This is a genomic window from Streptococcus sp. WB01_FAA12, from assembly GCF_012843315.1.
GTDB lineage: Bacteria > Bacillota > Bacilli > Lactobacillales > Streptococcaceae > Streptococcus.
Genome location: NZ_JABAEX010000007.1, coordinates 39,665 through 62,492 on the forward strand (window position 1 = coordinate 39,665; position 22,828 = coordinate 62,492).

Annotated in this window: 23 protein-coding genes; 20 read left to right on the plus strand and 3 right to left on the minus strand. The window is 43.5% G+C overall.

Annotation, left to right across the window (positions count from 1 at the left end):
• Nucleotides 1–219: 219 nt before the first annotated feature.
• The 12 genes from HF881_RS08100 to HF881_RS08155 all read left to right on the plus strand — a co-directional run bounded on the left by HF881_RS08100 (nucleotide 220) and on the right by HF881_RS08155 (nucleotide 12,064).
• Nucleotides 220–2,007 (plus strand): beta-galactosidase family protein, encoded by a 1,788-nt coding sequence (locus HF881_RS08100; RefSeq protein ID WP_169447076.1) that lies wholly within the window; start codon nucleotides 220–222, stop codon nucleotides 2,005–2,007.
• Nucleotides 2,004–2,480, plus strand: a complete 477-nt coding sequence (locus tag HF881_RS08105; protein WP_000156965.1) for a PTS system mannose/fructose/N-acetylgalactosamine-transporter subunit IIB — start codon at nucleotides 2,004–2,006, stop codon at nucleotides 2,478–2,480. Before HF881_RS08100 ends, HF881_RS08105 begins: the two co-directional genes overlap by 4 nt.
• Nucleotides 2,481–2,506: 26 nt before the next feature.
• A complete protein-coding gene (locus tag HF881_RS08110; protein ID WP_000616992.1) occupies nucleotides 2,507–3,412 on the plus strand; it encodes a PTS mannose/fructose/sorbose/N-acetylgalactosamine transporter subunit IIC in 906 nt (301 codons plus the stop codon).
• Nucleotides 3,399–4,220, plus strand: a complete 822-nt coding sequence (locus HF881_RS08115; protein WP_061454232.1) for a PTS system mannose/fructose/sorbose family transporter subunit IID — start codon at nucleotides 3,399–3,401, stop codon at nucleotides 4,218–4,220. Before HF881_RS08110 ends, HF881_RS08115 begins: the two co-directional genes overlap by 14 nt.
• 3 nt (nucleotides 4,221–4,223) lie before the next feature.
• Complete coding sequence (locus HF881_RS08120; RefSeq protein WP_169447077.1) at nucleotides 4,224–4,628, plus strand: PTS sugar transporter subunit IIA; 405 nt, start codon at nucleotides 4,224–4,226, stop codon at nucleotides 4,626–4,628.
• A gap of 269 nt (nucleotides 4,629–4,897) precedes the next feature.
• On the plus strand, nucleotides 4,898–6,064 hold the full coding sequence (locus HF881_RS08125; RefSeq protein WP_169447078.1) for an SIS domain-containing protein: 1,167 nt from the start codon (nucleotides 4,898–4,900) through the stop codon (nucleotides 6,062–6,064).
• A gap of 10 nt (nucleotides 6,065–6,074) precedes the next feature.
• Nucleotides 6,075–7,070, plus strand: coding sequence for a tagatose-bisphosphate aldolase (gene lacD / locus HF881_RS08130; protein WP_049519184.1), 996 nt, complete (start codon nucleotides 6,075–6,077; stop codon nucleotides 7,068–7,070).
• A gap of 146 nt (nucleotides 7,071–7,216) precedes the next feature.
• On the plus strand, nucleotides 7,217–8,254 hold the full coding sequence (locus HF881_RS08135; RefSeq protein WP_169447079.1) for an aldose epimerase family protein: 1,038 nt from the start codon (nucleotides 7,217–7,219) through the stop codon (nucleotides 8,252–8,254).
• A 107-nt stretch (nucleotides 8,255–8,361) separates the two neighbouring features.
• The gene (locus HF881_RS08140; RefSeq protein ID WP_169447080.1) at nucleotides 8,362–9,216 is read left to right on the plus strand and encodes a VOC family protein; all 855 of its coding nucleotides are present in this window, start codon (nucleotides 8,362–8,364) and stop codon (nucleotides 9,214–9,216) included.
• 449 nt (nucleotides 9,217–9,665) lie between these two features.
• A complete protein-coding gene (locus HF881_RS08145) occupies nucleotides 9,666–9,923 on the plus strand; it encodes a metal-sensitive transcriptional regulator (RefSeq protein ID WP_000185163.1) in 258 nt (85 codons plus the stop codon).
• 52 nt (nucleotides 9,924–9,975) lie between these two features.
• The gene (locus HF881_RS08150; RefSeq protein ID WP_169447081.1) at nucleotides 9,976–11,289 is read left to right on the plus strand and encodes a DUF6630 family protein; all 1,314 of its coding nucleotides are present in this window, start codon (nucleotides 9,976–9,978) and stop codon (nucleotides 11,287–11,289) included.
• A 286-nt stretch (nucleotides 11,290–11,575) separates the two neighbouring features.
• On the plus strand, nucleotides 11,576–12,064 hold the full coding sequence (locus HF881_RS08155; protein ID WP_169447082.1) for a prolyl-tRNA synthetase associated domain-containing protein: 489 nt from the start codon (nucleotides 11,576–11,578) through the stop codon (nucleotides 12,062–12,064).
• Nucleotides 12,065–12,104: 40 nt separating this feature from the next.
• On the opposite strand, the gene HF881_RS08160 is transcribed toward HF881_RS08155, so the two are convergent.
• The 3 genes from HF881_RS08160 to HF881_RS08170 are packed head-to-tail and all read right to left on the minus strand — an operon-like array spanning nucleotide 12,105 to nucleotide 14,372.
• Nucleotides 12,105–12,401, minus strand: coding sequence for a rhodanese-like domain-containing protein (locus tag HF881_RS08160; protein ID WP_169447083.1), 297 nt, complete (start codon nucleotides 12,399–12,401; stop codon nucleotides 12,105–12,107).
• Nucleotides 12,391–14,046, minus strand: coding sequence for an FAD-dependent oxidoreductase (locus tag HF881_RS08165; RefSeq protein WP_169447084.1), 1,656 nt, complete (start codon nucleotides 14,044–14,046; stop codon nucleotides 12,391–12,393). Before HF881_RS08165 ends, HF881_RS08160 begins: the two co-directional genes overlap by 11 nt.
• 20 nt (nucleotides 14,047–14,066) lie before the next feature.
• On the minus strand, nucleotides 14,067–14,372 hold the full coding sequence (locus HF881_RS08170; protein ID WP_169447085.1) for a rhodanese-like domain-containing protein: 306 nt from the start codon (nucleotides 14,370–14,372) through the stop codon (nucleotides 14,067–14,069).
• Between the two features lie 176 nt (nucleotides 14,373–14,548).
• Here HF881_RS08170 and HF881_RS08175 point away from each other — a divergent pair, with 176 nt between their 5' ends.
• The 8 genes from HF881_RS08175 to HF881_RS08210 all read left to right on the plus strand — a co-directional run bounded on the left by HF881_RS08175 (nucleotide 14,549) and on the right by HF881_RS08210 (nucleotide 22,770).
• Nucleotides 14,549–15,112, plus strand: coding sequence for a sugar O-acetyltransferase (locus tag HF881_RS08175; RefSeq protein ID WP_169447086.1), 564 nt, complete (start codon nucleotides 14,549–14,551; stop codon nucleotides 15,110–15,112).
• Nucleotides 15,113–15,409: 297 nt separating this feature from the next.
• On the plus strand, nucleotides 15,410–16,630 hold the full coding sequence (locus HF881_RS08180) for a carbohydrate-binding domain-containing protein (protein ID WP_169447087.1): 1,221 nt from the start codon (nucleotides 15,410–15,412) through the stop codon (nucleotides 16,628–16,630).
• Nucleotides 16,631–16,755: 125 nt separating this feature from the next.
• Nucleotides 16,756–17,520, plus strand: coding sequence for a nucleoside phosphorylase (locus tag HF881_RS08185; protein WP_169447088.1), 765 nt, complete (start codon nucleotides 16,756–16,758; stop codon nucleotides 17,518–17,520).
• A gap of 33 nt (nucleotides 17,521–17,553) precedes the next feature.
• The gene (locus tag HF881_RS08190; protein WP_169447089.1) at nucleotides 17,554–18,933 is read left to right on the plus strand and encodes a potassium transporter TrkG; all 1,380 of its coding nucleotides are present in this window, start codon (nucleotides 17,554–17,556) and stop codon (nucleotides 18,931–18,933) included.
• 13 nt (nucleotides 18,934–18,946) lie between these two features.
• Complete coding sequence (locus HF881_RS08195) at nucleotides 18,947–19,612, plus strand: TrkA family potassium uptake protein (protein WP_169447090.1); 666 nt, start codon at nucleotides 18,947–18,949, stop codon at nucleotides 19,610–19,612.
• A gap of 154 nt (nucleotides 19,613–19,766) precedes the next feature.
• The gene (locus HF881_RS08200) at nucleotides 19,767–20,960 is read left to right on the plus strand and encodes a fibronectin-binding SSURE repeat-containing protein (protein WP_169447091.1); all 1,194 of its coding nucleotides are present in this window, start codon (nucleotides 19,767–19,769) and stop codon (nucleotides 20,958–20,960) included.
• 80 nt (nucleotides 20,961–21,040) lie between these two features.
• Entirely contained in the window at nucleotides 21,041–21,739 is a 699-nt protein-coding gene (locus tag HF881_RS08205) for a response regulator transcription factor (RefSeq protein WP_169447092.1), read from the plus strand.
• Nucleotides 21,736–22,770 (plus strand): HAMP domain-containing sensor histidine kinase, encoded by a 1,035-nt coding sequence (locus tag HF881_RS08210; RefSeq protein WP_143989092.1) that lies wholly within the window; start codon nucleotides 21,736–21,738, stop codon nucleotides 22,768–22,770. The genes HF881_RS08205 and HF881_RS08210 overlap by 4 nt, the downstream gene beginning before the upstream one ends.
• Nucleotides 22,771–22,828: the final 58 nt, after the last annotated feature.

Consider the following 22,828-nt stretch of genomic DNA (forward strand, 5'->3'; position numbering starts at 1 on the left):
AAATATTATTTTGCACATATATAAAGGCTCCGTCGAAACAGAGGTCGTGTAAAAGCCTTCATTTCATGCTATTTTTTAGATAATTTTGGTAAAAAAGAAGTAAAAAAATAGAAAAATTTTAAAGAATTTTCTAAAACCTATTGACAAATGCACAAGATTTGATTATAGTTAATATTATAATAAATGAAAGCGCAAACTTGATAAGTCAGAGGTAATAACATGACAAGATTTAAAATTGAGGACGATTTCTATTTAGACGAAAAACCGTTCAAGATTTTGTCCGGCGCCATTCATTATTTTAGGATTCCAGCAGAGGATTGGTATCATTCTCTCTATAACTTAAAGGCGCTTGGCTTTAATACAGTCGAGACTTATGTGGCTTGGAATTTACACGAGCCTGTTGAGGGAAAATTTAATTTTGAAGGTGCTCTAGATTTGGAGAAATTTCTCCAAATAGCACAGGAATTGGGACTTTATGCTATTGTACGTCCTTCGCCATTTATCTGTGCCGAGTGGGAGTTCGGTGGCTTACCAGCTTGGCTCTTGACCAAGCCCATGCGAATCCGTTCGTCCGATCCAGCCTACATCGAGGCTGTTGCTCGCTATTATGACCAATTATTGCCAAGGCTTGTGCCTCGCTTGTTGGATAATGGCGGAAACATTCTCATGATGCAAGTTGAAAACGAGTATGGCTCATATGGTGAGGATAAGTCTTATCTACGAGCCATTCGGAAATTGATGGAAGACCGAGGGATTGATTGCCCACTCTTTACTTCAGATGGCCCATGGAGGGCTACTCTGAAAGCCGGAACCTTGATCGAAGACGACCTCTTTGTGGCAGGGAACTTCGGTTCTAAGGCTCCTTACAACTTTTCACAGATGCAGGAATTCTTTGATGAGTATGGTAAAAAATGGCCACTCATGTGTATGGAATTCTGGGATGGTTGGTTCAACCGTTGGAAAGAACCCATCATCACACGGGATCCTAAAGAATTGGCAGAAGCTGTTCGAGAGGTATTGGAGCAAGGCTCTATCAACCTCTACATGTTCCATGGTGGCACAAACTTTGGTTTCATGAATGGTTGCTCGGCTCGAGGAACTCTGGATTTGCCACAAGTCACATCTTACGACTATGATGCCCTTCTCGATGAAGAAGGAAATCCAACTGCTAAATACCTAGCGGTTAAGAAGATGATGGCAACCCACTTCCCAGAGTATTCACAGTTGGAACCACTCTATAAGGAAAGCATGGAGATAGGGTCCATTCCATTGGTCGAAAAAGTTTCCTTGTTTGAAACTCTGGATAGTCTCTCTAGTCCTACTGAGAGCCTCTATCCAAAAGCGATGGAAGAACTTGGTCAAAGTTATGGCTACCTTCTCTACCGCAATGAGGCAAGTTGGGATGCAGAAGAGGAACGTCTCCGTATCATCGATGGACGTGACCGAGCTCAACTCTTTGTAGATGGTCAATGGATTGCTACTCAATACCAGACAGAGATTGGTGAAGATATCTACTGTCAAGGCAACCGAGAAGGCTTTTCAGAGATTGACATCTTGATCGAAAATATGGGGCGTGTCAACTACGGACATAAGTTCTTAGCAGATACGCAACATAAAGGAATTCGTACAGGTGTCTGCAAAGATCTACATTTCTTACTGAATTGGAAACAATATCCACTACCACTGGATAATCCTGAGAAAATTGATTTTTCAAAAGGATGGACAGAAGGACAACCAGCCTTTTACGCTTTCGACTTTACCGTTGAAGAGCCGAAGGATACCTACTTAGACTTGTCTGAGTTTGGTAAGGGAGTTGCCTTTGTCAACGGGCGCCACCTAGGGCGTTTCTGGAACGTCGGCCCGACCCTCTCACTTTATATCCCTCATAGCTATCTCAAGGAAGGTGCTAACCGCATCATCATCTTTGAAACTGAGGGCGAATATAAAGAAGAGATTCATTTAACTCGTAAACCTACACTAAAACACATAAAGGGGGAAAACTTATGACAATTGTAGGATGCCGTATCGATGGACGTTTGATCCACGGTCAAGTAGCCAATCTTTGGGCAGGGAAACTAAACGTTTCGCGCATTATGGTTGTAGACGACGAAGTTGTTAACAACGATATTGAAAAGAGTGGCTTGAAACTTGCTACACCACCAGGTGTGAAACTCAGTATCTTGCCAGTTGAGAAAGCAGCAGCCAATATCCTTGCTGGTAAATACGATAGCCAACGTCTCTTTATCGTTGCACGTAAACCAGACCGTTTCCTTGGTTTGGTCGAAGCAGGTGTTCCGCTTGAAACACTCAACGTCGGCAATATGTCTCAAACACCAGAAACTCGCTCTATCACACGTTCTATCAACGTAGTAGACAAGGATGTGGAAGATTTCCACAAACTAGCAGACAAAGGTGTGAAACTCACTGCTCAAATGGTTCCAAATGATCCAGTTTCAGACTTTTTGAGCTTATTAAAATAGGAAAAAATTTTTAGGAGGTCATTGTTATGATACAATGGTGGCAAATTTTACTTCTCACTTTGTACTCAGCTTATCAAATCTGTGATGAGTTGACAATCGTTTCATCTGCAGGTTCTCCTGTATTCGCTGGTTTTATTACTGGTTTGATCATGGGAGATGTGACAACTGGTTTGTTTATCGGTGGTAGCTTGCAGTTGTTCGTTCTCGGGGTTGGTACCTTCGGTGGTGCTTCTCGTATCGACGCAACTTCTGGTGCGGTTCTTGCAACAGCATTCTCTATCTCTCAAGGTATTGATACAGATCTTGCAATCACAACAATCGCTGTACCAGTAGCAGCACTTTTGACATACTTCGACGTTCTTGGACGTATGACTACTACTTTCTTTGCACACCGTATTGATGCTGCGATCGAACGCTTTGACTACAAAGGTATCGAACGCAACTACCTACTTGGTGCAGTGCCTTGGGCTCTTTCTCGTGCCCTTCCAGTATTCTTCGCTCTTGCTTTTGGTGGTGCTTTTGTACAATCAGTAGTAGACCTTGTTAAAGAATATCAATGGATTGCAGATGGTTTGACACTTGCAGGACGTATGCTTCCAGGTCTTGGATTTGCAATCTTGCTTCGTTACCTTCCAGTTAAACGTAACCTTCACTACCTTGCAATGGGATTTGGTTTGACAGCTATGTTGACTGTTCTTTACTCATATGTAACAGGTCTTGGTGGAGCTGTTGCGGGTATCCTTGGTACTCTTCCTGCTGATGTTGCTGAAAAGATTGGCTTTGCTAACAACTTCAAAGGTTTGTCTATGATTGGTGTTTCTATCGTAGGTATCTTCCTTGCAGTTGTTCACTTTAAGAACAGCCAAAAAGTAGCTGTAGCAGCACCTTCTACACCATCAGAAAGTGGGGAAATCGAAGATGACGAATTCTAATTACAAACTTACAAAAGAAGATTTTAATCAAATCAACAAACGTAGCTTGTTTACTTTCCAATTAGGTTGGAACTACGAACGTATGCAAGCTTCTGGTTACCTTTACATGATCTTGCCTCAATTGCGTAAAATGTATGGGGATGGAACTCCTGAATTGAAAGAAATGATGAAAGTTCATACTCAATTCTTCAATACTTCACCATTCTTCCACACTATTATCGCTGGTTTTGACCTTGCCATGGAAGAAAAAGATGGTGTGGGTTCAAAAGATGCCGTTAACGGTATCAAGACAGGTTTGATGGGACCATTCGCTCCTCTTGGAGATACAATCTTTGGTTCACTTGTACCTGCTATCATGGGATCTATCGCAGCAACTATGGCTATCGCTGGCCAACCATGGGGTATCTTCCTTTGGATCGCAGTTGCAGTTGCTTATGACATCTTCCGTTGGAAACAATTGGAATTTGCCTACAAAGAAGGGGTTAACCTTATCAACAACATGCAAAGTACTTTGACAGCTTTGATTGACGCTGCATCTGTACTTGGTGTCTTCATGATGGGTGCTCTTGTAGCAACAATGATCAACTTTGACATTTCTTACAAATTGCCAATCGGTGAAAAGATGATTGACTTCCAAGACATCTTGAACTCAATCTTCCCACGCTTGCTTCCAGCAATCTTTACTGCCTTTATCTTCTGGTTGCTTGGTAAGAAAGGTATGAACTCTACTAAAGCGATCGGTATCATTATCGTTCTTGCAGTAGGTCTCTCTGCTCTGGGTAAATTTGTACTTGGAATGGGCGCATAATTTATGAGTAAATCATTAATTTTGGTGAGTCATGGTCGTTTCTGTGAAGAACTTAAAGGTAGCACAGAAATGATCATGGGTCCACAGGACAACATTCATGCAGTGGCTCTTCTTCCAGAAGATGGTCCAGAAGAATTTACTGCAAAATTTGAAGCTGCTATCGAAGGATTGGATGATTTCCTAGTCTTTGCGGACCTTCTCGGCGGAACACCTTGTAACGTGGTAAGCCGTTTGATTATGGAAGGTCGCGACATTGAACTCTACGCAGGGATGAATCTTCCAATGGTGATTGAATTTATCAATGCAAGCCTTACAGGTGCAGATGCGGATTATAAGAGCCGTGCTGCAGAAAGCATTGTAAAAGTCAACGATTTGTTAGCGGACTTCGATGATGACGAAGATGAATAATACTCTTCGAAAATCTCTTCAAACTACGTCAGCGTCGCCTTGCCGTATATATGTTACTGACTTCGTCAGTATTATCCGGCAACCTCAAAGCAGTGCTTTGAGCAGCCTGCGGCTAGCTTCCTAGTTTGCTCTTTGATTTTCATTGAGTATACGATGTGACAACGTGAAAATCGTTAGAACAGCTTGTATAGAATATACATGGGAATGGGAGTCAATCCCATTCCCATATTTTCAATAGGAATGAAACAATAATAGATTAGAGGAACTCTATGCTAAATTACACAAAAGAAGAATTACTTGAACTGGGTGCAGAAATCACGACTCGTGAAATCTACCAACAGCCTGATGTATGGAAAGAGGCTTTTGAAGCCTATCAAGCAAAACGAGAAGAAATTGCAGCATTCCTACAAGGAATCGCTGATAAGCATGACTATATCAAGGTCATCTTGACGGGTGCTGGTACTTCTGCTTATGTGGGAGATACCTTGGTGCCTTACTTTAAGGAAGTCTATGACGAACGCAAATGGAATTTCAATGCCATTGCGACAACTGATATTGTTGCCAATCCAGAAACTTATTTGAAAAAAGATGTGGCGACTGTCCTTGTTTCCTTTGCTCGTAGTGGGAATTCACCTGAAAGTGTGGCGACGGTTGATTTGGCCAAAGCCTTGGTTGATGACCTCTATCAAGTGACCATTACATGTGCTGCAGAAGGTAAATTGGCTCTTCAAGCTCATGGCGATGAGCGCAATCTCTTACTCTTGCAACCAGCTGCTTCCAATGACGCTGGATTTGCCATGACTTCTAGCTTTACGTCCATGATGCTAACAGCTCTCTTGGTTTTTGATCCTACAGAATTTGCTGTGAAAGCTGAACGTTTTGAAGTTGTGACGAGCCTTGCCCGCAATGTTCTAGAAAATGCAGCAGATGTTAAAGAGCTGGTTGACCTCGACTTTAACCGTGTTATCTACCTAGGCGCTGGTCCTTTCTTTGGACTTGCTCATGAAGCTCAGCTCAAGATTTTGGAATTAACAGCTGGTCAAGTTGCGACCATGTATGAAAGCCCAGTCGGCTTCCGTCACGGTCCAAAATCTCTTATCAATGAAGATACCGTTGTTTTGGTCTTTGGTACAACGACAGACTACACTCGCAAGTACGACTTGGACTTGGTTCGCGAGGTGGCTGGTGATCACATTGCTCGTCGTGTCGTGCTTTTGAGTGATCAAGCCTTTGGTCTTGAAAATGTCAAAGAAGTGGCTCTTGGCTGTGGTGGAGTCTTGAATGATATCTACCGTGTCTTCCCTTACATCGTTTATGCCCAACTCTTTGCCCTTTTGACTTCACTCAAGGTAGAAAATAAACCAGATACACCGTCTCCTACAGGTACAGTAAACCGTGTGGTACAAGGTGTTATCATTCATGACTATCAAAAATAAGGAAGTATCTATGAGTAAATTACAATTAAGTCCTAATAAAGTAGCTTGCTTGCAAAAACTCTCTGACGAGAACGGCATTATCTCAGCTCTTGCTTTTGACCAACGTGGCGCTTTGAAACGCCTCATGGCTCAATACCAAACGGAAGAGCCAACAGTGGCTCAAATGGAAGAACTCAAAGTCTTGGTTGCAGATGAATTGACAAAATACGCATCATCTATGCTCCTTGACCCTGAATATGGTCTTCCAGCTACAAAAGCGCTTGATGCCAATGCTGGTCTTCTCCTTGCTTATGAGAAAACTGGCTACGACACAACTAGCACCAAACGCTTGCCTGACTGCTTGGATGTTTGGTCTGCCAAACGCATCAAGGAACAAGGTGCAGATGCTGTCAAGTTCTTGCTTTACTATGACGTAGATAGCTCTGACGAACTCAACCAACAAAAACAAGCTTACATCGAACGCATCGGTTCTGAGTGTGTGGCAGAAGACATTCCGTTTTTCCTTGAAATCCTCGCTTACGATGAAAAAATCGCTGATGCAGGTTCAGCAGAATACGCAAAAGTGAAGCCACACAAGGTTATCGGTGCTATGAAGGTCTTCTCAGACCCACGCTTTAACATCGATGTCTTGAAAGTAGAAGTTCCAGTCAATGTGAAATATGTTGAAGGATTTGGCGATGGTGAAATCGTGCATACACGCGAAGAAGCAGCAGCCTTCTTCAAAGCACAAGATGAAGCAACTAACTTGCCATATATCTACTTGAGTGCAGGTGTGTCAGCCAAACTCTTCCAAGAAACACTTGTCTTTGCCCACGAATCAGGCGCAAACTTCAACGGTGTTCTTTGCGGACGTGCAACTTGGGCTGGATCAGTTGAAGCTTACATCAAAGACGGTGAGGCAGCAGCTCGTGAATGGTTGCGTACAACTGGATTTGAGAACATTGACGAACTCAACAAGGTTCTTCAAACAACAGCAACTTCATGGAAAGAACGTGTAGAAGCATAAAACAAGAATAGAATAATCCCTTTTTGTTAAGAAGATACTTAAGGTTTTCTGACAAAGGATTCTGAAAATAGGAACTACAACCATAGATGGTGCATACACTCTCTATGGTTTGTTTACTTAAGAGAAATGGATCAAAGGAGAGAAGAATGAAAGCATACACAGAGCGTGTATTTGGAAATCATGAGAGCAAGGATGTCTTGGCCTATCGCTTTGAGACTGATGGTGGTTACCAGCTTGAAGTTATGACTTATGGTGCGACCATTTTGCGCTATGTCACACCTGATAAGGCTGGAAATTTTGCCAATGTGATTTTGAGCTTTGATGATTTTGATAGCTATGTAGGGAATAGTCCCAAGCATGGAGCAAGTATAGGTCCTGTAGCGGGCCGTATTGCAGGTGCGACATTTGAGCTCAATGGCAAGACCTATGACCTTGAAGTCAACAATGCTAGCAACTGTAACCACAGTGGTTCAACAGGTTGGGATTCGAGCTTGTTTGAATTGGTCGAGGTGAGCGACCATGGCTTGACCCTCTACACAGAGCGTACAGACGGGACAGGAGGGTTCCCTGGTAACCTCAAGATCTGGATCAGCTATCACTTGGAAGAAACTGGTGCCTACGAAGTCAGCTATAAGGTGACGACAGATCAGGATACGCTTGTCAATCCAACCAACCACAGCTATTTTAACTTGTCTGGTGATTTCACGCAGACGGTTGACCGTCATGTATTCCAACTAAACACAGAGGGCATTTACCCAATCGCTCCCGACGGTGTCCCAGCTAAGACTCCAGACGCTACTCGTGATGTGGTTAAACATATCTACAATGGTGCTTTGTTGAAGGACATCTTTGCAGAGGAAGATGAGCAAATCCAGTTGGTATCTGGTTTGGATCACCCATTTGCTCTTCCCGCCGGTCATGACAATGCTGGTTTCCTTTATGACCAAAACTCAGGTCGCTTCCTACTTTTCAAGACAGAGGCCCCTTGCTTTGTGGTCTACACAGCAAACTTTGTGGATGAGAGTGTGCTCATCGGAGGCCAACCAATGGTACAGCACAATGGGATTGCCCTTGAAGCGCAAGCTTTACCAGATGCCATTCACAGTGACCTCAAAGACCAGGTCATTCTCAAAGCAGGGGAAACTTTCACTAGCAAAACTCGCTACGAGCTTGTTGTAAAATAAAAAGAAGAGCTGGTTTCCAGCTCTTTTGAGTTGTCTTCGTTGACATTTTATCTCAATAGTGTATAATTGATGTAATTTATAAAGTTACAACAAAAAGGAGACACCCTATGACTTATGCATACCAAAGCCACATTTACCTAGCAGAGGCGGTTTTAAATGTCAAGGATTTGACGAGTCAAACGGCTTTTTATCACCAGATTATTGGCTTGGAGATTTTATCTCAAACAGAGATAGAAGCGATTTTGGGACTTGGTAAAAAAGCCTTGGTCCACTTGATTGCGACAGAAAAAGCTGGGGAAGTAAGGGAGCATTATGGGCTCTACCATCTGGCGATTTTGTTGCCAACACGAAAAGCCTTGGCAGATGTCTTGAAGCACCTAAGTGACTTGCGGATTCCTCTGGTTGGGGGTGCAGATCATGGATACAGCGAGGCTATTTATCTAGAGGATTTGGAAGGAAATGGCATTGAACTTTACCGTGATAAGCCAGTTTCTTCATGGGATATTCGAGAAGATGGTCGTATTATTGGTGTGACCGAGGCTCTTGCGGCACAGGACATCTATGAGTTGGGGGAAAAGGCAGAGCCCTTTTTCCTAGCCGAAGGGACGAGAATGGGACATATCCATCTATCGGTTAAGGATAGCCACGCGGCAAGTCAGTTTTATCAAAAGGTGTTGGGGCTGGAAGATAAATTTAGTATTCCTAGTGCTAGTTGGATAGCGGCAGGTCAGTACCATCACCACCTGGCTGTCAACGAATGGGCTGGAAAAGGTCTGGCTCCGCGTGAGCAAGGCTTGCCAGGCTTGGCCTACTACGCCCTTGAGGTCGAAAGCAAGGAAGAACTCTTGAACATCGTTAAGCAAGCACAAGAGCTAGAAGCTCCGATCAAGTGGTTACATTCGAGTGAAGTGGATCTTGTAGACCCAGACGGGATTGTGACACGCATTCGCTTGGCACGATGAGACGAGGAAAATACGTCATTTATTTTAGAGACATAGAAAAAGGCGGACAAGCTCGTATTCTGTTTTTAGAATAGAGACTTGTTCGCTTTTTATGGAATGATAAAGAGTGAAACCATTATAGCCAAACTGTAAAGGTAATCACCTGTTTTTTGTAGCTGACAAAGATTTTTCCTCTTTGAAGTTTGTAGTAGCTTTTTCTATATCTTGGACAAAGGTCTGCAAGATAGTGGGTAAGTAGGCTTCGCAAGTGCCGTAGATAGAGTTCATAGGTTGGTCCATTCTAAGAATGGCTCGTATTGCTACGAGCATAGATTCTAATAGTATTTGTCATTCTATTATATCATGAAAGCGATAGCAGGGTAAGATTCTATAGATAAAGAGGGAACGAGAACTTTGACAAAGAAGTCCATTAGAGATATAATGAAGAAAAAGTGACCAAGGATAAATCAATGACAAACTCAAAGTATATTACACGGCTTAAACGCTCAGAAGGCCAGTTACGTGGTATCCAAAAAATGATAGAAGAAGAGCGTGATTGTGCAGATATCATTACTCAGTTGACAGCGGTTCGTTCGAGTGTGGAGCGTGTGATTGAGATGATCATTACCGAGAATCTCACAGCCTGCATCAACCAACCCCTAGACGACCCTGAGGCTCAAAAAGAACGCTTAGAAAAGGCTGTTCAGTACCTAATCAAACGAAAATAGTAGTTCTCTATGTGATAGAACAAGATAAGAAAGTAGATCACAGGTGGGAAAGATGACAAAAGAAGAACGAGCAGAAAAATGGTTTCAGAGTGTTCCTGAGGCAGAAGCTATTCCTATACAAACTAAAATGGAGATCTGTAGTCAGGCAGCGAAACGAATGGCACTTATCTGGCTTGGCCTACTTGGTGTGGAATGCTTGTTCCTATTCTGGATTACTGGGGGCGAACTGTTCAATCAAGTAGCGGACTTTCTAAATCAGCTATCAGAAGGGAGTCCCACAAAAAATCGATATAGGGGTCTCGCACTCGTAGGTACTCTTATTTGTCTGCCTGTCTTGATTTTTCCTAGCGTTGTTGCCCATTTCTTTAGACAAATTTGGATTCAAAAAGAGTCTGAAAAGGTAGTCAAAGTGATGGCCTCTGTTACAAGTGATCAGCCTGTTCTAGCAGGAGACGAGAGAGCAGATTTTTCGAGCATTTCAGGAAGAATCTTTGCGGATTGGGTGCTAGATGATGGTGAGAAGGAACAAAATGGCTTTGGATTTGAGGAAGTATGGCAGCAACTGGCAGCCGTCCAAGATGGTGGTAGGGATTTTCTCACTTTAATACCTCAGCAACCAGTTAAACTAAAGGGGAGTCAGCTTGTATTGGATTTTGTACAGGTTTGTCAGGATGAAGATTCGGACGGTTTTCATTTTGAGATCAGTGTTGCCGATGCTGAACGGATCAATGAGAATGTAATCTACGAAAAAAATGGGCTGAGCAAGAAAGAAACTCAAGACATGCTTCGGGCATATTTGGAGAATAGAGTCACATCAGAGCTAGAAGACTGGGAAATTGTACTAGATATGCGGACAGATGAGCAGAAAAATATCGCAATCTATCAGGAAATAACCCAATTGCTAACAGATGATAGTGAGGCACGATCTCGTTTGACCTCCTGTTTTGAATCACCGAAAGCCTATTTCAAGCAGTATGCAGAGAGATATGATGAGCGGGGCATAGGAGAAGAAGTCAATGAAGCTATGATAAAATGGCTTGCTATTGCTGATGAACTACTTGCTGTGGATGCAGTCATTGAGTTAGACTGGAAGACAGATAAGGACGAATTTCTGTACCAATTAACGCCTTTGGCAGCTAAACAAACTCTTGATTTGGAGGAGAATTGGTTCGACGAGGGTGATGACATCCCTACTTGGTGTAAAATTTTGGACGAAAGATGGGCTGGACACGATCTCTGTCTTGCTTGTATGGATATTAATAGTGATAGTTATGTGCTATTTATCTGCAAGAGGGATATTCTGGAAAAATTAGTCACCTTGAGTCACACAATCAATCAGCGTTTTGACTATGCAAAAAATATGTAATTGCTAGAACGTTCACAAGGAGGATGCACGCCTCATTTCCCTAGCTGAAGCATTTAAACTAGACGCATCTATCGGACAAGTCGCGGATATACCTTGTGGCTATGCGGTGGAAAGAAAAGATATGCTTGCTGGCTGGAAATCATGCCCATCCTAACAGTTGGAGTTCCGTCTAAGATAACTTGTATGAAAATGAAAGAAATCTAGAGATGCTTGGATACAAATTGGAAGAAAACCCATTTTTGTGGTATAATTAAAGGTAGCAAGACAAGTTAAAGGAGGCCAGCAAATGGAAGCATACAAAAAAGTAGTAGAAATGCTAAATGGGCTAGATATTCCTTTTGAAATCGTGGAGCACGAGCCAGCCTTGACAACAGAGCAAGCCGACAGTTTTATCGAAGGAATCGAAGGTGTCCGTACCAAGACCATGTTTCTAACCAACAAAAAGAAAACAGCCTATTATCTCGTGATTATGGATGATAAGAAACGTTTGGATATGGACCTCTTGAAAGACTTGGTAGGAGCCAATAGAATCCGTATGGCTTCCTCTGAGAGCTTGTTTGAAAAAATGATGTTACCAGCAGGTGTTGTTTCTCCATTTGGCTTGCTGAACAATACTGACAAGGACATTCAAGTTTATTTCGACAAAGAAATCATGTCGGAAAAACGGATGAGTTTCCACCCCAATACCAACGAGAAAAACCTTTTTTTGGACACGACAGATATACTCAAATTCCTAGAAGCGATTGGTTACGAGTTCCATATCATTGAGTTGTAAAAACGAAAAAACCGATTAAGAAACTTAATCGGTTTTTTGCTTATTCTACTTGACCAGGCCAAGCATTCATACCACCTTCTACATTGGTAACGGTGAGACCTTGGGCGCTGAGGAATTGACAGGCAGAGGCAGAACGCACTCCTCCTTGGCAGATGACATGGTATTCATGGTCGGGTTTGAGTTCTTTGTAGCCTTGCTCTAAGGTACTTAACGGAAGATTTTTGGCACCTGGTGCATGTCCTGCTTGGAATTCATGTACTTCACGTACATCGATAAGATCTAGTTTTTCATTTTGATATTTTTCATAAAAGTCAGCCATGCTGATATTAGTTACCATATTCTACTCCTTCTGGGTTAGCCATTTTGTATAGTGAATAAGCGCCGTCAAGGTTTTGGGCGGTAAATCCTGCTTGTTTGAGGATACGCTCTGCGATATAGCTGCGCAAACCACTGTGGCAGCTAACGATGTAGGCTTGGTTCTTGTCCAGTTCGTCCAAGCGTTCCCGTAGTTCGTTTAGGGGGATGTGGATGGTATCGACTTTGAATCGACCACTCTGGAATTCGCCACTTGTCCGTACATCTAGGAATTTCTTTCCCTTAGCCAGTTCGTCTTCGAGCTGGTACCATTGAATATTGTCGCTGAGACCTTCGATAAGGTTCAAGGCTGCGTAGCCCAGCATATTGACGGGATCCTTGGCAGAGCCAAATGGCGGGGCATAGGTAAACTCTAACTCTGGTAAGTCAAAGACGGTGAGGTTTCCCTTGATGGCTGTTGACAGGATGTCGATGCGCTTGTCAACACCTTTCTTCCCAACTCCTTGGGCACCATAGATTTTTCCAGTGGTTGGGTCAAAGAGGAGCTTCAAGGCCATATCAGTAGCGCCTGGATAATAACCAGCGTGGTCTTTCCCACTGACATGAAGCGCCTTGTAAGGAAATTGATTCATGCGAAGGATACGCTCGCTGAGACCAGTCGAAGCAGCTGTCATATCAAAGGCACGAACGATCGCAGTGCCGATACTGCCCTTGTTAGTACGGCCGAGTCCTGCGATGACGTCCGCCACTTGGCGTCCTTGGCGATTGGCAGGAGAAGCTAGAGAGATGAGGGCGTCTTGGCCAGTAATCTCTTGCTTGACAACGATAGCGTCCCCAACTGCAAAAATATCTTTTTGACTGGTTTCATAATGTTCATCGACCAGAATCCCACCACGAAGTCCCAGTTCAATCCCCGCAGCTTTTGCCAGTCTGTTTTCAGGTTCAACACCGACAGAAAGGATGGTGAGGTCAGAAGAGATCTTTTGACCGTTTTCGAGAACGATGATTTTTCCTTGCTCTTCAAATCGAGTCGCAGACTGAGAAGTGATAACGCGAACGCCGTTTTTGACCAATTCTGCTTGGACAAAGGCTGCCATTTCCTGATCTAATGGTGGCAAGACATGGCGTGCTTTCTCCACGATGGTGACTTGCAATCCACGTTTCGCCAGGTTTTCAGCCATTTCAAGCCCGATAAAGCCTGCACCGATAACGACAGCTTCTTTTGGATGATTGTCCAAGGCTGCCATAATTTCATCGAGGTCAGGAACATTGCGAAGCGTGTAGGCATTCTTAGCTTCTGCCAAGCCTTCAATGGTAGGAACAAATGGTTTAGCTCCTGGAGAGAGGATCAGCTTGTCATAGCTTTCTGTGAATTCCTGTCCATCGTGTCGCACCGTCACAGTGTGCTTTTCTGGGGAAATGCTGATGACCTCGTGAAATGGTCGCACATCGAGATTAAAGCGTGCCTTGAGACTTTCAGGAGTTTGGACTAATAAACTATCACGGTTTGCAATTTCTCCTGAAACATAGTAAGGAAGGCCGCAGTTTGCAAAGGAAACAAAGGGACCTTTCTCAAAAATAGTGATTTCAGCGTCTTCCATGAGACGTCTGAGACGGGTTGCTGCTGACATACCGCCTGCAACTCCTCCGACAATGATAATTTTCATTGACTTTCTCCTTTATGCTTCTAGATGACCTTACCTGTCCAAGCACTCATACCGCCTCGAACATTGATAACATCATAGCCTTTTTTCTTTAGCTTTTTAGCGGCTAGTTTGCTTCGTACACCTGAATGACAAATGACATAAAGTGTTTCTTTTGTTGCAGGTGTATAGGAACCAATTTCAGTTAGAGGGATATTCTTGGCATTTTTGATATGACCTCTACGGAATTCCGTAGGCGTCCGAACATCCAGTAGCTGAATCGGTTCTCTGAGTTTAGCTTCTAACTCGCTGGTGGAAATACTGTCAATTTTTGTAAATAAGTGAAACATAGGCACCTCCAAATATACCCTTATGGGGTATATTAAACCATGAAGTCAAGCTTTTGTCAAGCAAGTTGTTTTGACTTGGGAGAGGGCTTGGTTTTGAGAGTTTAGAAAGCAGGCTATTCTTGACCTTTCAAAGGCTTTTTGATATGATGGGTCCAAAGTAAGTATGAGGTGATAAGATGACCAGTGAATACCAGAAAATGATAGCAGGGGAGCCTTACCGTCCGTCGGATCTTGAATTACGGGCCTTGGCTCAGGCTTCTCGCCAAAAACAGGCTGCCTTTAACCGAGAAGAAGATCCCTTGAAGGGAGCGGATATTATCAAGACTTGGTTTGGCTCAACTGGGCAAAATCTCTATGCCAATCCACGCCTGGTGGTCGATTATGGGGTCAATATCCATCTAGGGGAAAATTTTTATTCTAATTGGAACTTGACCATGCTGGATGTTTGTCCGATTCGCATCGGGAACAACGCCATGATTGGTCCCAACTGTCAGTTTTTAACCCCACTCCATCCACTGGATCCGCATGAACGCAATTCAGGGGTCGAATACGGCAAGCCCATCACCATTGGAGACAATTTCTGGGCTGGAGGTGGCGTTATTGTCCTTCCTGGAGTGACACTAGGAAATAACGTCGTTGCAGGAGCGGGGGCCGTGATCACCAAGTCCTTTGGAGACAATGTTGTCCTAGGTGGGAATCCTGCGCGTGTTATCAAGGAAATCCCAGTAAAAGAAAACTAAAAAGAACAGCTGGTGCTGTTCTTTTTATGAACTTTAGTCTTATAAATTTGTCTTATAAATTTTTCTTCTTTCTAGCTTTCTTGGCCAAGGAGACATCGCACTGGGGGTGTTGGTCTTAAAAACCTATTAAAGGTAGCCTAGCGTTCAAAAATTGTTTTTAGCAGTCCTTTCTAAAAAATTACTAGGCAAAATCTAATCCAAACTAAATTTAAGGAAACTTTCAGAAAATTTTTAGTTTTATTTCAGAAATCTTCTGTAGACTGTCTAGCTATATCATACGAAGGAGAAGAAAAAGGTATGAAATCAAAAAAATGGACCCTACTCGCAACGAGTTTAACGGCAATGGTGCTGATGGCAGCATGTGCCCAGTCAACAACTACATCCAATACCAATGCAACGACAACTTCAACAAAGACAAACCAATCTTCCTATTTTACAGAGAAGGACTATGATACTTCTTATGATGAAAGCACAGCTTCTAAGATTGAGCTATCTGGCTCATCAGCAAACGTCTCTGGAGATGGCATGACAGTCTCTAGCTCAACAGTGACCATCACAAAATCTGGAACCTATGCAATTTCAGGTCAGTCTGACGGAGTGCAGATCAAGATCGAGGCAGATAAATCGGCAGATGTTCATCTAGTCCTAAAAGGTGCGACCATGACCAATACCAATGCAGCGATATCTGCGATATCAGCTGGCCATGTCTACTTAACTCTAGCAGAGGGAACCACCAACAGTCTCTCTGACTCAAGCTCTAACAGCGACGAAAAAGCAGACGCAGCTCTCTTTTCTAAGGTGGATTTGACCATCAACGGGAAAGGAACTCTCAATGTAGATGGCAAGAAAAACAATGGTATCAAGGCCAACGACACCCTCCACATCACGGGTGGAACCTATAACATTACAGCAGTTGGTGATGCCTTTAATGTCAATGATGAACTAAACATCACTGGTACGACCATGACCATCGATGCCAAAGAAGATGGAGTCAAGGTGGATAATGATGAAGATACTTCAGTCGGAACCATGTACCTATTTAACAACAACATCACCGTTACAGCAGGGGATGATGGCATCCACGCTTCTGGAGACCTCGTCATCGATAGTGGGACCTACACCGTCAAGAGTTCGACAGAAGGACTTGAAGGAAAATCCATCACTATCAACGGAGGGGACATTAGCATCTACTCAACAGATGATGGAGTTAATGCAGCTAATAAAAATGCCCAACAGAGTGAAATCTTCTTCACCATGAATGGCGGGAACCTGACAGTAGAAGTTGGTCAAGGGGACACAGACCCAATCGACTCAAATGGAAATATCACTGTCACAGGCGGAACCATTAAAATGATTGGTCAAACAGGTTTTGACTTTGATGGAACAGCGACCTACACAGGTGGTGACATCTATCTCAACGGTGAAAAACAAACGGAAATTGTCAACTCTATGCCTGAAGGCGGTGGACCAAATGGAGGTCCTCAAGGGGGCGGTCCAGCCCCTGGCGGACAAGGATAAGCAAAATTCTCCTTTCTTGAAAGAGAAGGGAGATTTTTGTGTTGTTACTAGAGGAAATGTAAAGCCAACTCCTTGACACTCCGTCAGCTTTTGATACAATAGTACAAAATTAGAGGAGGTGGGCTATGATTCAGAAGCATGCGATTCCCATTTTAGAGTTTGATGACAACCCCCAAGCGGTCCTTATGCCCAATCACGAGGGTTTAGACTTAAAGTTGCCAAAGAAGTGTATCTATGCATTTTTGGAGGAGGAGATTGACCACTATGCTCAAGAAGTAGGGGCGGATTGTGTTGGTGAGTTCGTTTCTGCCACCAAGACTTATCCAGTCTATGTCGTCAACTACAAGGGCGAGGAGATTTGTCTGGCCCAGGCGCCCGTGGGTTCTGCCCCAGCGGCCCAGTTTATGGATTGGTTGATTGGTTATGGTGTGGAGCAAATCATCTCCACTGGAACCTGTGGTGTCCTAGCCGATATAGAGGAAAATGCCTTTCTCGTCCCTGTTCGCGCTTTGCGAGATGAGGGTACCAGCTACCACTATGCAGCGCCTTCTCGTTATATGGAGATGCAGATTGAGGCTGTCTCTGCCATTGAGCAAGTCTTGGAACAAAGAGGTATTCCTTATGAGGAAGTTATGACCTGGACGACAGATGGTTTTTACCGAGAGACGGCTGAAAAGGTTGCCTATCGCAAGGAGGAAGGCTGTGCTGTTGTGGAGATGGAGTGCTCTGCTCTTGCGGCAGTGTCTCAGCTACGTGGGGTTGTCTGGGGAGAGTTGCTCTTTACCGCAGATTCCTTAGCAGATCTAGATAACTACGACAGTCGTGACTGGGGCGCAGAAGCTTTTGATAAGGCACTCGAACTCTGTCTTGCCATTGTGTACCACATGTGAGTGTTCTGACTGTTTTTATGGTAGAATGTAGCTATGTTAATCAAATCTTTTTTGGAAAAAATAAATATGACTCTGGCTCGGTTATCACCAGCCCGTCGCATCTTTTTAAGTTTTGCCCTAGTGATCTTCTTAGGTTCGCTCCTTTTAAGCCTCCCCTTTGTGCAAGCAGGGACGTCACAAGCGACCTACTTTGACCATCTCTTTACGACTGTGTCTATGGTCTGTGTGACAGGGCTCTTTACCCAGCCAGTGGCCTCTACTTACAATATCTGGGGCCAGTTGATTTGCATGCTCTTGATCCAGATCGGTGGATTGGGGCTTATGACCTTTATTGGAATCTTTTATATCCAAGGCAAGCAAAAGCTCAGTCTTCGTGGTCGTGAGACTATTCAAGAAAGTTTCAGTTATGGAGAAACCCAGTCTCTAAAGGACTTCATCCGCTCAATCTTTCTGACGACTTTTCTGGTGGAAGGGCTCGGAGCCTTTCTCTTGAGTTTCCGCTTCATTCCTGAATTTGGCTGGGGGCGAGGGATTCTAACCTCTATCTTTTTGGCTGTTTCAGCTTTCTGTAATGCTGGATTTGATAATTTTGGAAGTACGAGTTTGGTAGCCTTTCAAACGGACCCCTTGATCAATCTAGTGATTGCTGGTTTGATTATCACGGGTGGTCTAGGATTTATGGTCTGGTTTGACCTAGCGACCCAGATTGGGAAAAAGAAAAAACGACGCCTTCGCTTTCATACTAAGTTGGTTCTCCTTCTAACTGCGGGAATTCTGCTCTTTGGAACAGTATCGACTCTCTTAATTGAGTGGAATAATCCTGGGACGATTGGAAATCTTAGTTTCCCAGAAAAACTGCTGGTTAGCTTTTTCCAGACCGTCAGCATGAGAACGGCAGGTTTTGCTTCCATTGACTACACACAGACTCGACCAGTTACCTTACTGATCTACATCTTGCAGATGTTTCTGGGTGGGGCACCTGGAGGGACAGCAGGGGGGCTCAAGATTACGACCTTCTTTGTTTTGTTGGTCTTTGCCCGTAGCGAACTATTGGGCTTGCCTCATGCCAATGTGGCTCGGAGGACTATTGAACCCCGAACCGTGCAAAAGTCTTTCAGTGTCTTTATTATCTTCTTGCTAACATTCTTGCTGGGCTTGATCCTACTAGGGATAACAGCAGAGGGAAATCCGCGTTTTATTTACCTCATGTTTGAGACCATTTCAGCTCTTGCGACAGTTGGGGTGACGGCGAATTTAACACCGGAGCTAGGCAAGATAGCCCTCAGCATCGTTATGTTGTTGATGTTTATCGGCCGTATTGGTCCCTTGACACTACTGGTCAGTGTAGCGGAATACCAGCCAGACAAGAAAGATACGATTCACTATATGAAAGCAGATATCACTATCGGATAAGAAAGGAAGAACGATGTCAGATCGGACAATTGGAATTTTAGGCTTGGGAATTTTTGGGAGCAGTGTTTTGGCTGCCCTAGCCAAGCATGGCATGAATATCATCGCTATTGATGACCACGAGGAACGCATTAATCAATTTGAACCTGTGCTGGCGCGTGGAGTAGTTGGAGATATCACGGATGAAGAACTCCTTCTATCAGCGGGGATTGACACCTGCGATACCGTAGTTGTCGCAACGGGTGAAAATTTGGAGTCCAGTGTTCTAGCGGTTATGCACTGCAAGAGTCTAGGAGTACCGACCGTTATTGCCAAGGTCAAAAGTCATACAGCTAAAAAGGTTCTAGAAAAAATCGGGGCAGACGCAGTCATCTCACCAGAGTTTGAAATGGGGCGCTCATTGGCGCAGACCATCCTCTTTCATAACAGTGTAGACGTCTTTCAGCTGGACAAGAATGTATCGATTGTCGAGATGAAAATCCCCCAATCATGGGTAGGTAAAAGTCTCAGTCAGTTGGATTTGCGTGGGCGATACAACCTCAACGTACTTGGCTTTCGTGCCTACGAAAATGCTCCTCTGGATGTCCAATTCGGACCTAATGACCTCTTGCAGGCAGATACCTATATTATGGCCGTCATTAATAACCAACATTTGGACACCCTAGCTGAACTGAGTGAGTAGGAGAGGAAGGGTACTCTCTTTCCAATAATTAACGAGTCAATATAAGTATTTTATAAGAGGGATTTAAGAAAAATTTTAACTTTTTCTTAATCCTTTTTAATTTTAGGAGATTATACTAGAGTCATCAAAAAAAGAAAACTCTAAGGAGAATCCTATGAAATTCAACCCAAATCAGAGATATACTCGTTGGTCTATTCGCCGTCTCAGTGTCGGTGTTGCTTCAGTTGTTGTGGCTAGTGGCTTCTTTGTCCTAGTAGGGCAACCAAGTTCTGCACGTGCTGATGTCGTCAATCCGACTACTGCCCAAGTCGTGCCAGACGCTGCTTCGGTGAGTGAAAAGAGCGACTTACCAGCAGAGGCTCTCAAAAAAGCAGTCGATGTAGCTCTTCCTTCAGAACAAGCAGACTCAGCACCTAAAGCAAGCTTGGATACTACAAGCTCGTCAGAAAAAGCGGACGCAACTGCTAAAGAGTCGGCAGTAGCACCAAAAGAAGAAGTGCAAGCACAACCTGACTCTAAGAAACAAACAGAAGATGCAGTTAAACCTGTGGAAAGTTCTGCGTCTACAGGTTCTGGGCAAGACCGTGAAGCCAGTGAATCGCAACCAGCGACCACCCCAGCTGAAGTACAAAAAGGTGTGGCTGACAATACCAAAGATACAGTAGATGTCCCAGCCACTTACTTGGACAAGGCTAACTTCCCTGGTCCCTTCACAGCTGGTGTCAATCAAGTCATTCCATACGAATTCTTCGCTGGTGACGGCATGTTGACTCGCCTTATCTTGAAAGCATCTGATAAGGCTCCATGGTCAGACAACGGAACAGCTAAAAATCCTGCTCTATTGCCACTTGAAGGCTTGGCTAAAGGTCAATATTTCTACGAAGTGGATTTGAATGGCAATACGGTTGGCAAAGATGGTCAGGCCTTGCTGGAGCAACTTCGAGCTAACGGAACCCATACGTATCTAGCTACTGTTAAAGTCTATGGCGCTAAAGACGGCAAACCAGATTTGACCAATCTGAATGCTACTCGTCAAGTAACGATTCAGCTTCGTGGAAAAGAAATGGCGACAACACCATCTCAACAAGGTCAGATGAATACGAAGCCTTCTGAAACAGGCTCTACAGGTACGACTGAGGGCATGATGGGTACAAATTACCATATGTCAGATATGAAAGCAGATCAACCAGCTTCTAGCCCAATGGCTAATATGATGAAAAAAGATGATAGAGCGATGCTACCAAATACTGGGGAAGCTAAAACGGCTACAGCTGGCCTTGGTATCTTTGGTCTAGCCTTGGCAGGTCTTGTTGGACTTTTGGGTTTGACAACCAAACGAGAAGATTAAGATTCAAATCACTTAAACATTAGGGAAAATAGTGTTATACTAAAGCAAGTATAACACTGTTTTTATCGAAGGAGTGTCAGATGAAAAAGACAATTTTGCTGGTTGATGATGAGATAGATATTCTAGATATTCAAAACCGCTATCTTTTACAGGCAGGTTACGACGTTTTGGTCGCCCATGATGGTAAGGAGGGATTAGAGCTTTTCAGAAAAAAATCTATCGACCTCATTATCACAGATATCATGATGCCCAATATGGACGGTTATGATTTTATCAGTGAAGTTCAGTACATCGCTCCGGATCAACCCTTCCTCTTTACAACTGCTAAGACAAGCGAACAGGATAAGATTTATGGGTTAAGTTTGGGGGCAGATGATTTTATAGTCAAACCCTTTAGCCCACGCGAATTGGTTTTAAGAGTGAATAATATCTTGCGTCGCCTTAGCCGTGGAGGAGAGACAGAACAGATCGAGTTTGGTGACTTAGTGATCAACCATGTGACTCATGAGGTTCGCATTGGGGAGCAACCTTTGGAATTGACAGTAAAATCCTTTGAACTTCTATGGGTATTAGCCAGCAATCCTGAGAGAGTCTTTTCAAAGACGGAACTTTACGAGAAGATATGGCAAGAGGACTATGTGGATGATACCAATACACTCAATGTTCATATCCATGCTTTGAGGCAAGAGTTGACCAAGTATACAAATTCAAATGCTCCTGCTATCAAAACTGTCTGGGGTTTGGGCTATAAGATGGAAAAACCAAGAGGTAGAAAATGAAATTAAAAAACTATATTTTAGTGGGGTATCTAGTGTCGACTCTACTAACGATTTTGGTCGTTTTCTGGGCAGTCCAACGAATGTTGATTGAGAAAAGTGAAGTTTACTTTCTAGTTGGAATGACCTTGATTGCTAGTTTCATTGGCGCTGCAGTGAGCATCTTTCTTTTGTCGCCTGTGTTCTCTTCTCTGAAACATTTGAAAAAACAAGCTCAGGATATAGCCAGCAAGGATTTCAGCACAGAAATCGAAACCAAAGGACCATTAGAATTTCAAGAGCTGGGACAGGCTTTTAATGACATGTCCCACAATTTGCAAGCTACCTTTCAATCACTTGATGAGAGCGAGCAAGAAAAGAGAATGATGATTGCACAGCTCTCTCACGATATTAAAACTCCCATTACCTCCATTCAGGTTACTGTGGAGGGAATTCTAGATGGGGTGATTAAGGAAGAGGAGCGGCTCCACTACTTAGCCACGATTGGTCGGCAAACTGAGCGTCTAAACAAGCTAGTGGAGGAATTGGATGTTTTGACTCTCAATACACAACCTCAAGATACTGCTGATGAAGAAGTCGAAGAGGTATTTTTAGATCAATTGCTGATTGAGTCAATGAGTGAATTTCAACTCCAGATTGAACAAGAGGAGCGGGATGTTTACATTCAAGTATCACCTGAGTCGGCGAAAATCAAGAGCCATTCTGACAAACTTTCTCGCATTTTGGTCAATTTGTTAAACAATGCCTTTAAATATTCAGAACCAGGAACCAGAATCGAGGTTCTTGCCCAATTAACAGAACAAGAGCTGACAATCAGTGTGAAAGACGAGGGTCAGGGGATCCTTCCTGAGGATTTGGAAAAGATCTTTAAACGACTTTATCGTGTAGAAACTTCGCGCAATATGAAGACAGGTGGACATGGATTAGGACTTGCGATTGCACGAGAACTAGCACATCAGCTTGGTGGCGAAATCACAGCAGAAAGTCAGTATGGTTTAGGAAGCAAGTTTACATTCAGCCTCAAATTGAAATAAAGGCGTAAAATCCCTTTACAAATCTAGTTTTTCATGGTACAATAGCCCTTGTGTGAAA

Coding starts and splice junctions, on each gene's coding strand:
- HF881_RS08185 (WP_169447088.1), top strand. CDS start 16,756: ATGATTCAGAAGCATGCGATTCCCATTTTAGAGTTTGATGACAACCCC.
- HF881_RS08175 (WP_169447086.1), top strand. CDS start 14,549: ATGACCAGTGAATACCAGAAAATGATAGCAGGGGAGCCTTACCGTCCG.
- HF881_RS08105 (WP_000156965.1), top strand. CDS start 2,004: ATGACAATTGTAGGATGCCGTATCGATGGACGTTTGATCCACGGTCAA.
- HF881_RS08195 (WP_169447090.1), top strand. CDS start 18,947: ATGTCAGATCGGACAATTGGAATTTTAGGCTTGGGAATTTTTGGGAGC.
- HF881_RS08115 (WP_061454232.1), top strand. CDS start 3,399: ATGACGAATTCTAATTACAAACTTACAAAAGAAGATTTTAATCAAATC.
- HF881_RS08205 (WP_169447092.1), top strand. CDS start 21,041: ATGAAAAAGACAATTTTGCTGGTTGATGATGAGATAGATATTCTAGAT.
- lacD (WP_049519184.1), top strand. CDS start 6,075: ATGAGTAAATTACAATTAAGTCCTAATAAAGTAGCTTGCTTGCAAAAA.
- HF881_RS08180 (WP_169447087.1), top strand. CDS start 15,410: ATGAAATCAAAAAAATGGACCCTACTCGCAACGAGTTTAACGGCAATG.
- HF881_RS08110 (WP_000616992.1), top strand. CDS start 2,507: ATGATACAATGGTGGCAAATTTTACTTCTCACTTTGTACTCAGCTTAT.
- HF881_RS08145 (WP_000185163.1), top strand. CDS start 9,666: ATGACAAACTCAAAGTATATTACACGGCTTAAACGCTCAGAAGGCCAG.
- HF881_RS08135 (WP_169447079.1), top strand. CDS start 7,217: ATGAAAGCATACACAGAGCGTGTATTTGGAAATCATGAGAGCAAGGAT.
- HF881_RS08200 (WP_169447091.1), top strand. CDS start 19,767: ATGAAATTCAACCCAAATCAGAGATATACTCGTTGGTCTATTCGCCGT.
- HF881_RS08120 (WP_169447077.1), top strand. CDS start 4,224: ATGAGTAAATCATTAATTTTGGTGAGTCATGGTCGTTTCTGTGAAGAA.
- HF881_RS08155 (WP_169447082.1), top strand. CDS start 11,576: ATGGAAGCATACAAAAAAGTAGTAGAAATGCTAAATGGGCTAGATATT.
- HF881_RS08125 (WP_169447078.1), top strand. CDS start 4,898: ATGCTAAATTACACAAAAGAAGAATTACTTGAACTGGGTGCAGAAATC.
- HF881_RS08150 (WP_169447081.1), top strand. CDS start 9,976: ATGACAAAAGAAGAACGAGCAGAAAAATGGTTTCAGAGTGTTCCTGAG.
- HF881_RS08170 (WP_169447085.1), bottom strand. CDS start 14,372: ATGTTTCACTTATTTACAAAAATTGACAGTATTTCCACCAGCGAGTTA.
- HF881_RS08190 (WP_169447089.1), top strand. CDS start 17,554: ATGTTAATCAAATCTTTTTTGGAAAAAATAAATATGACTCTGGCTCGG.
- HF881_RS08210 (WP_143989092.1), top strand. CDS start 21,736: ATGAAATTAAAAAACTATATTTTAGTGGGGTATCTAGTGTCGACTCTA.
- HF881_RS08100 (WP_169447076.1), top strand. CDS start 220: ATGACAAGATTTAAAATTGAGGACGATTTCTATTTAGACGAAAAACCG.
- HF881_RS08140 (WP_169447080.1), top strand. CDS start 8,362: ATGACTTATGCATACCAAAGCCACATTTACCTAGCAGAGGCGGTTTTA.
- HF881_RS08160 (WP_169447083.1), bottom strand. CDS start 12,401: ATGGTAACTAATATCAGCATGGCTGACTTTTATGAAAAATATCAAAAT.
- HF881_RS08165 (WP_169447084.1), bottom strand. CDS start 14,046: ATGAAAATTATCATTGTCGGAGGAGTTGCAGGCGGTATGTCAGCAGCA.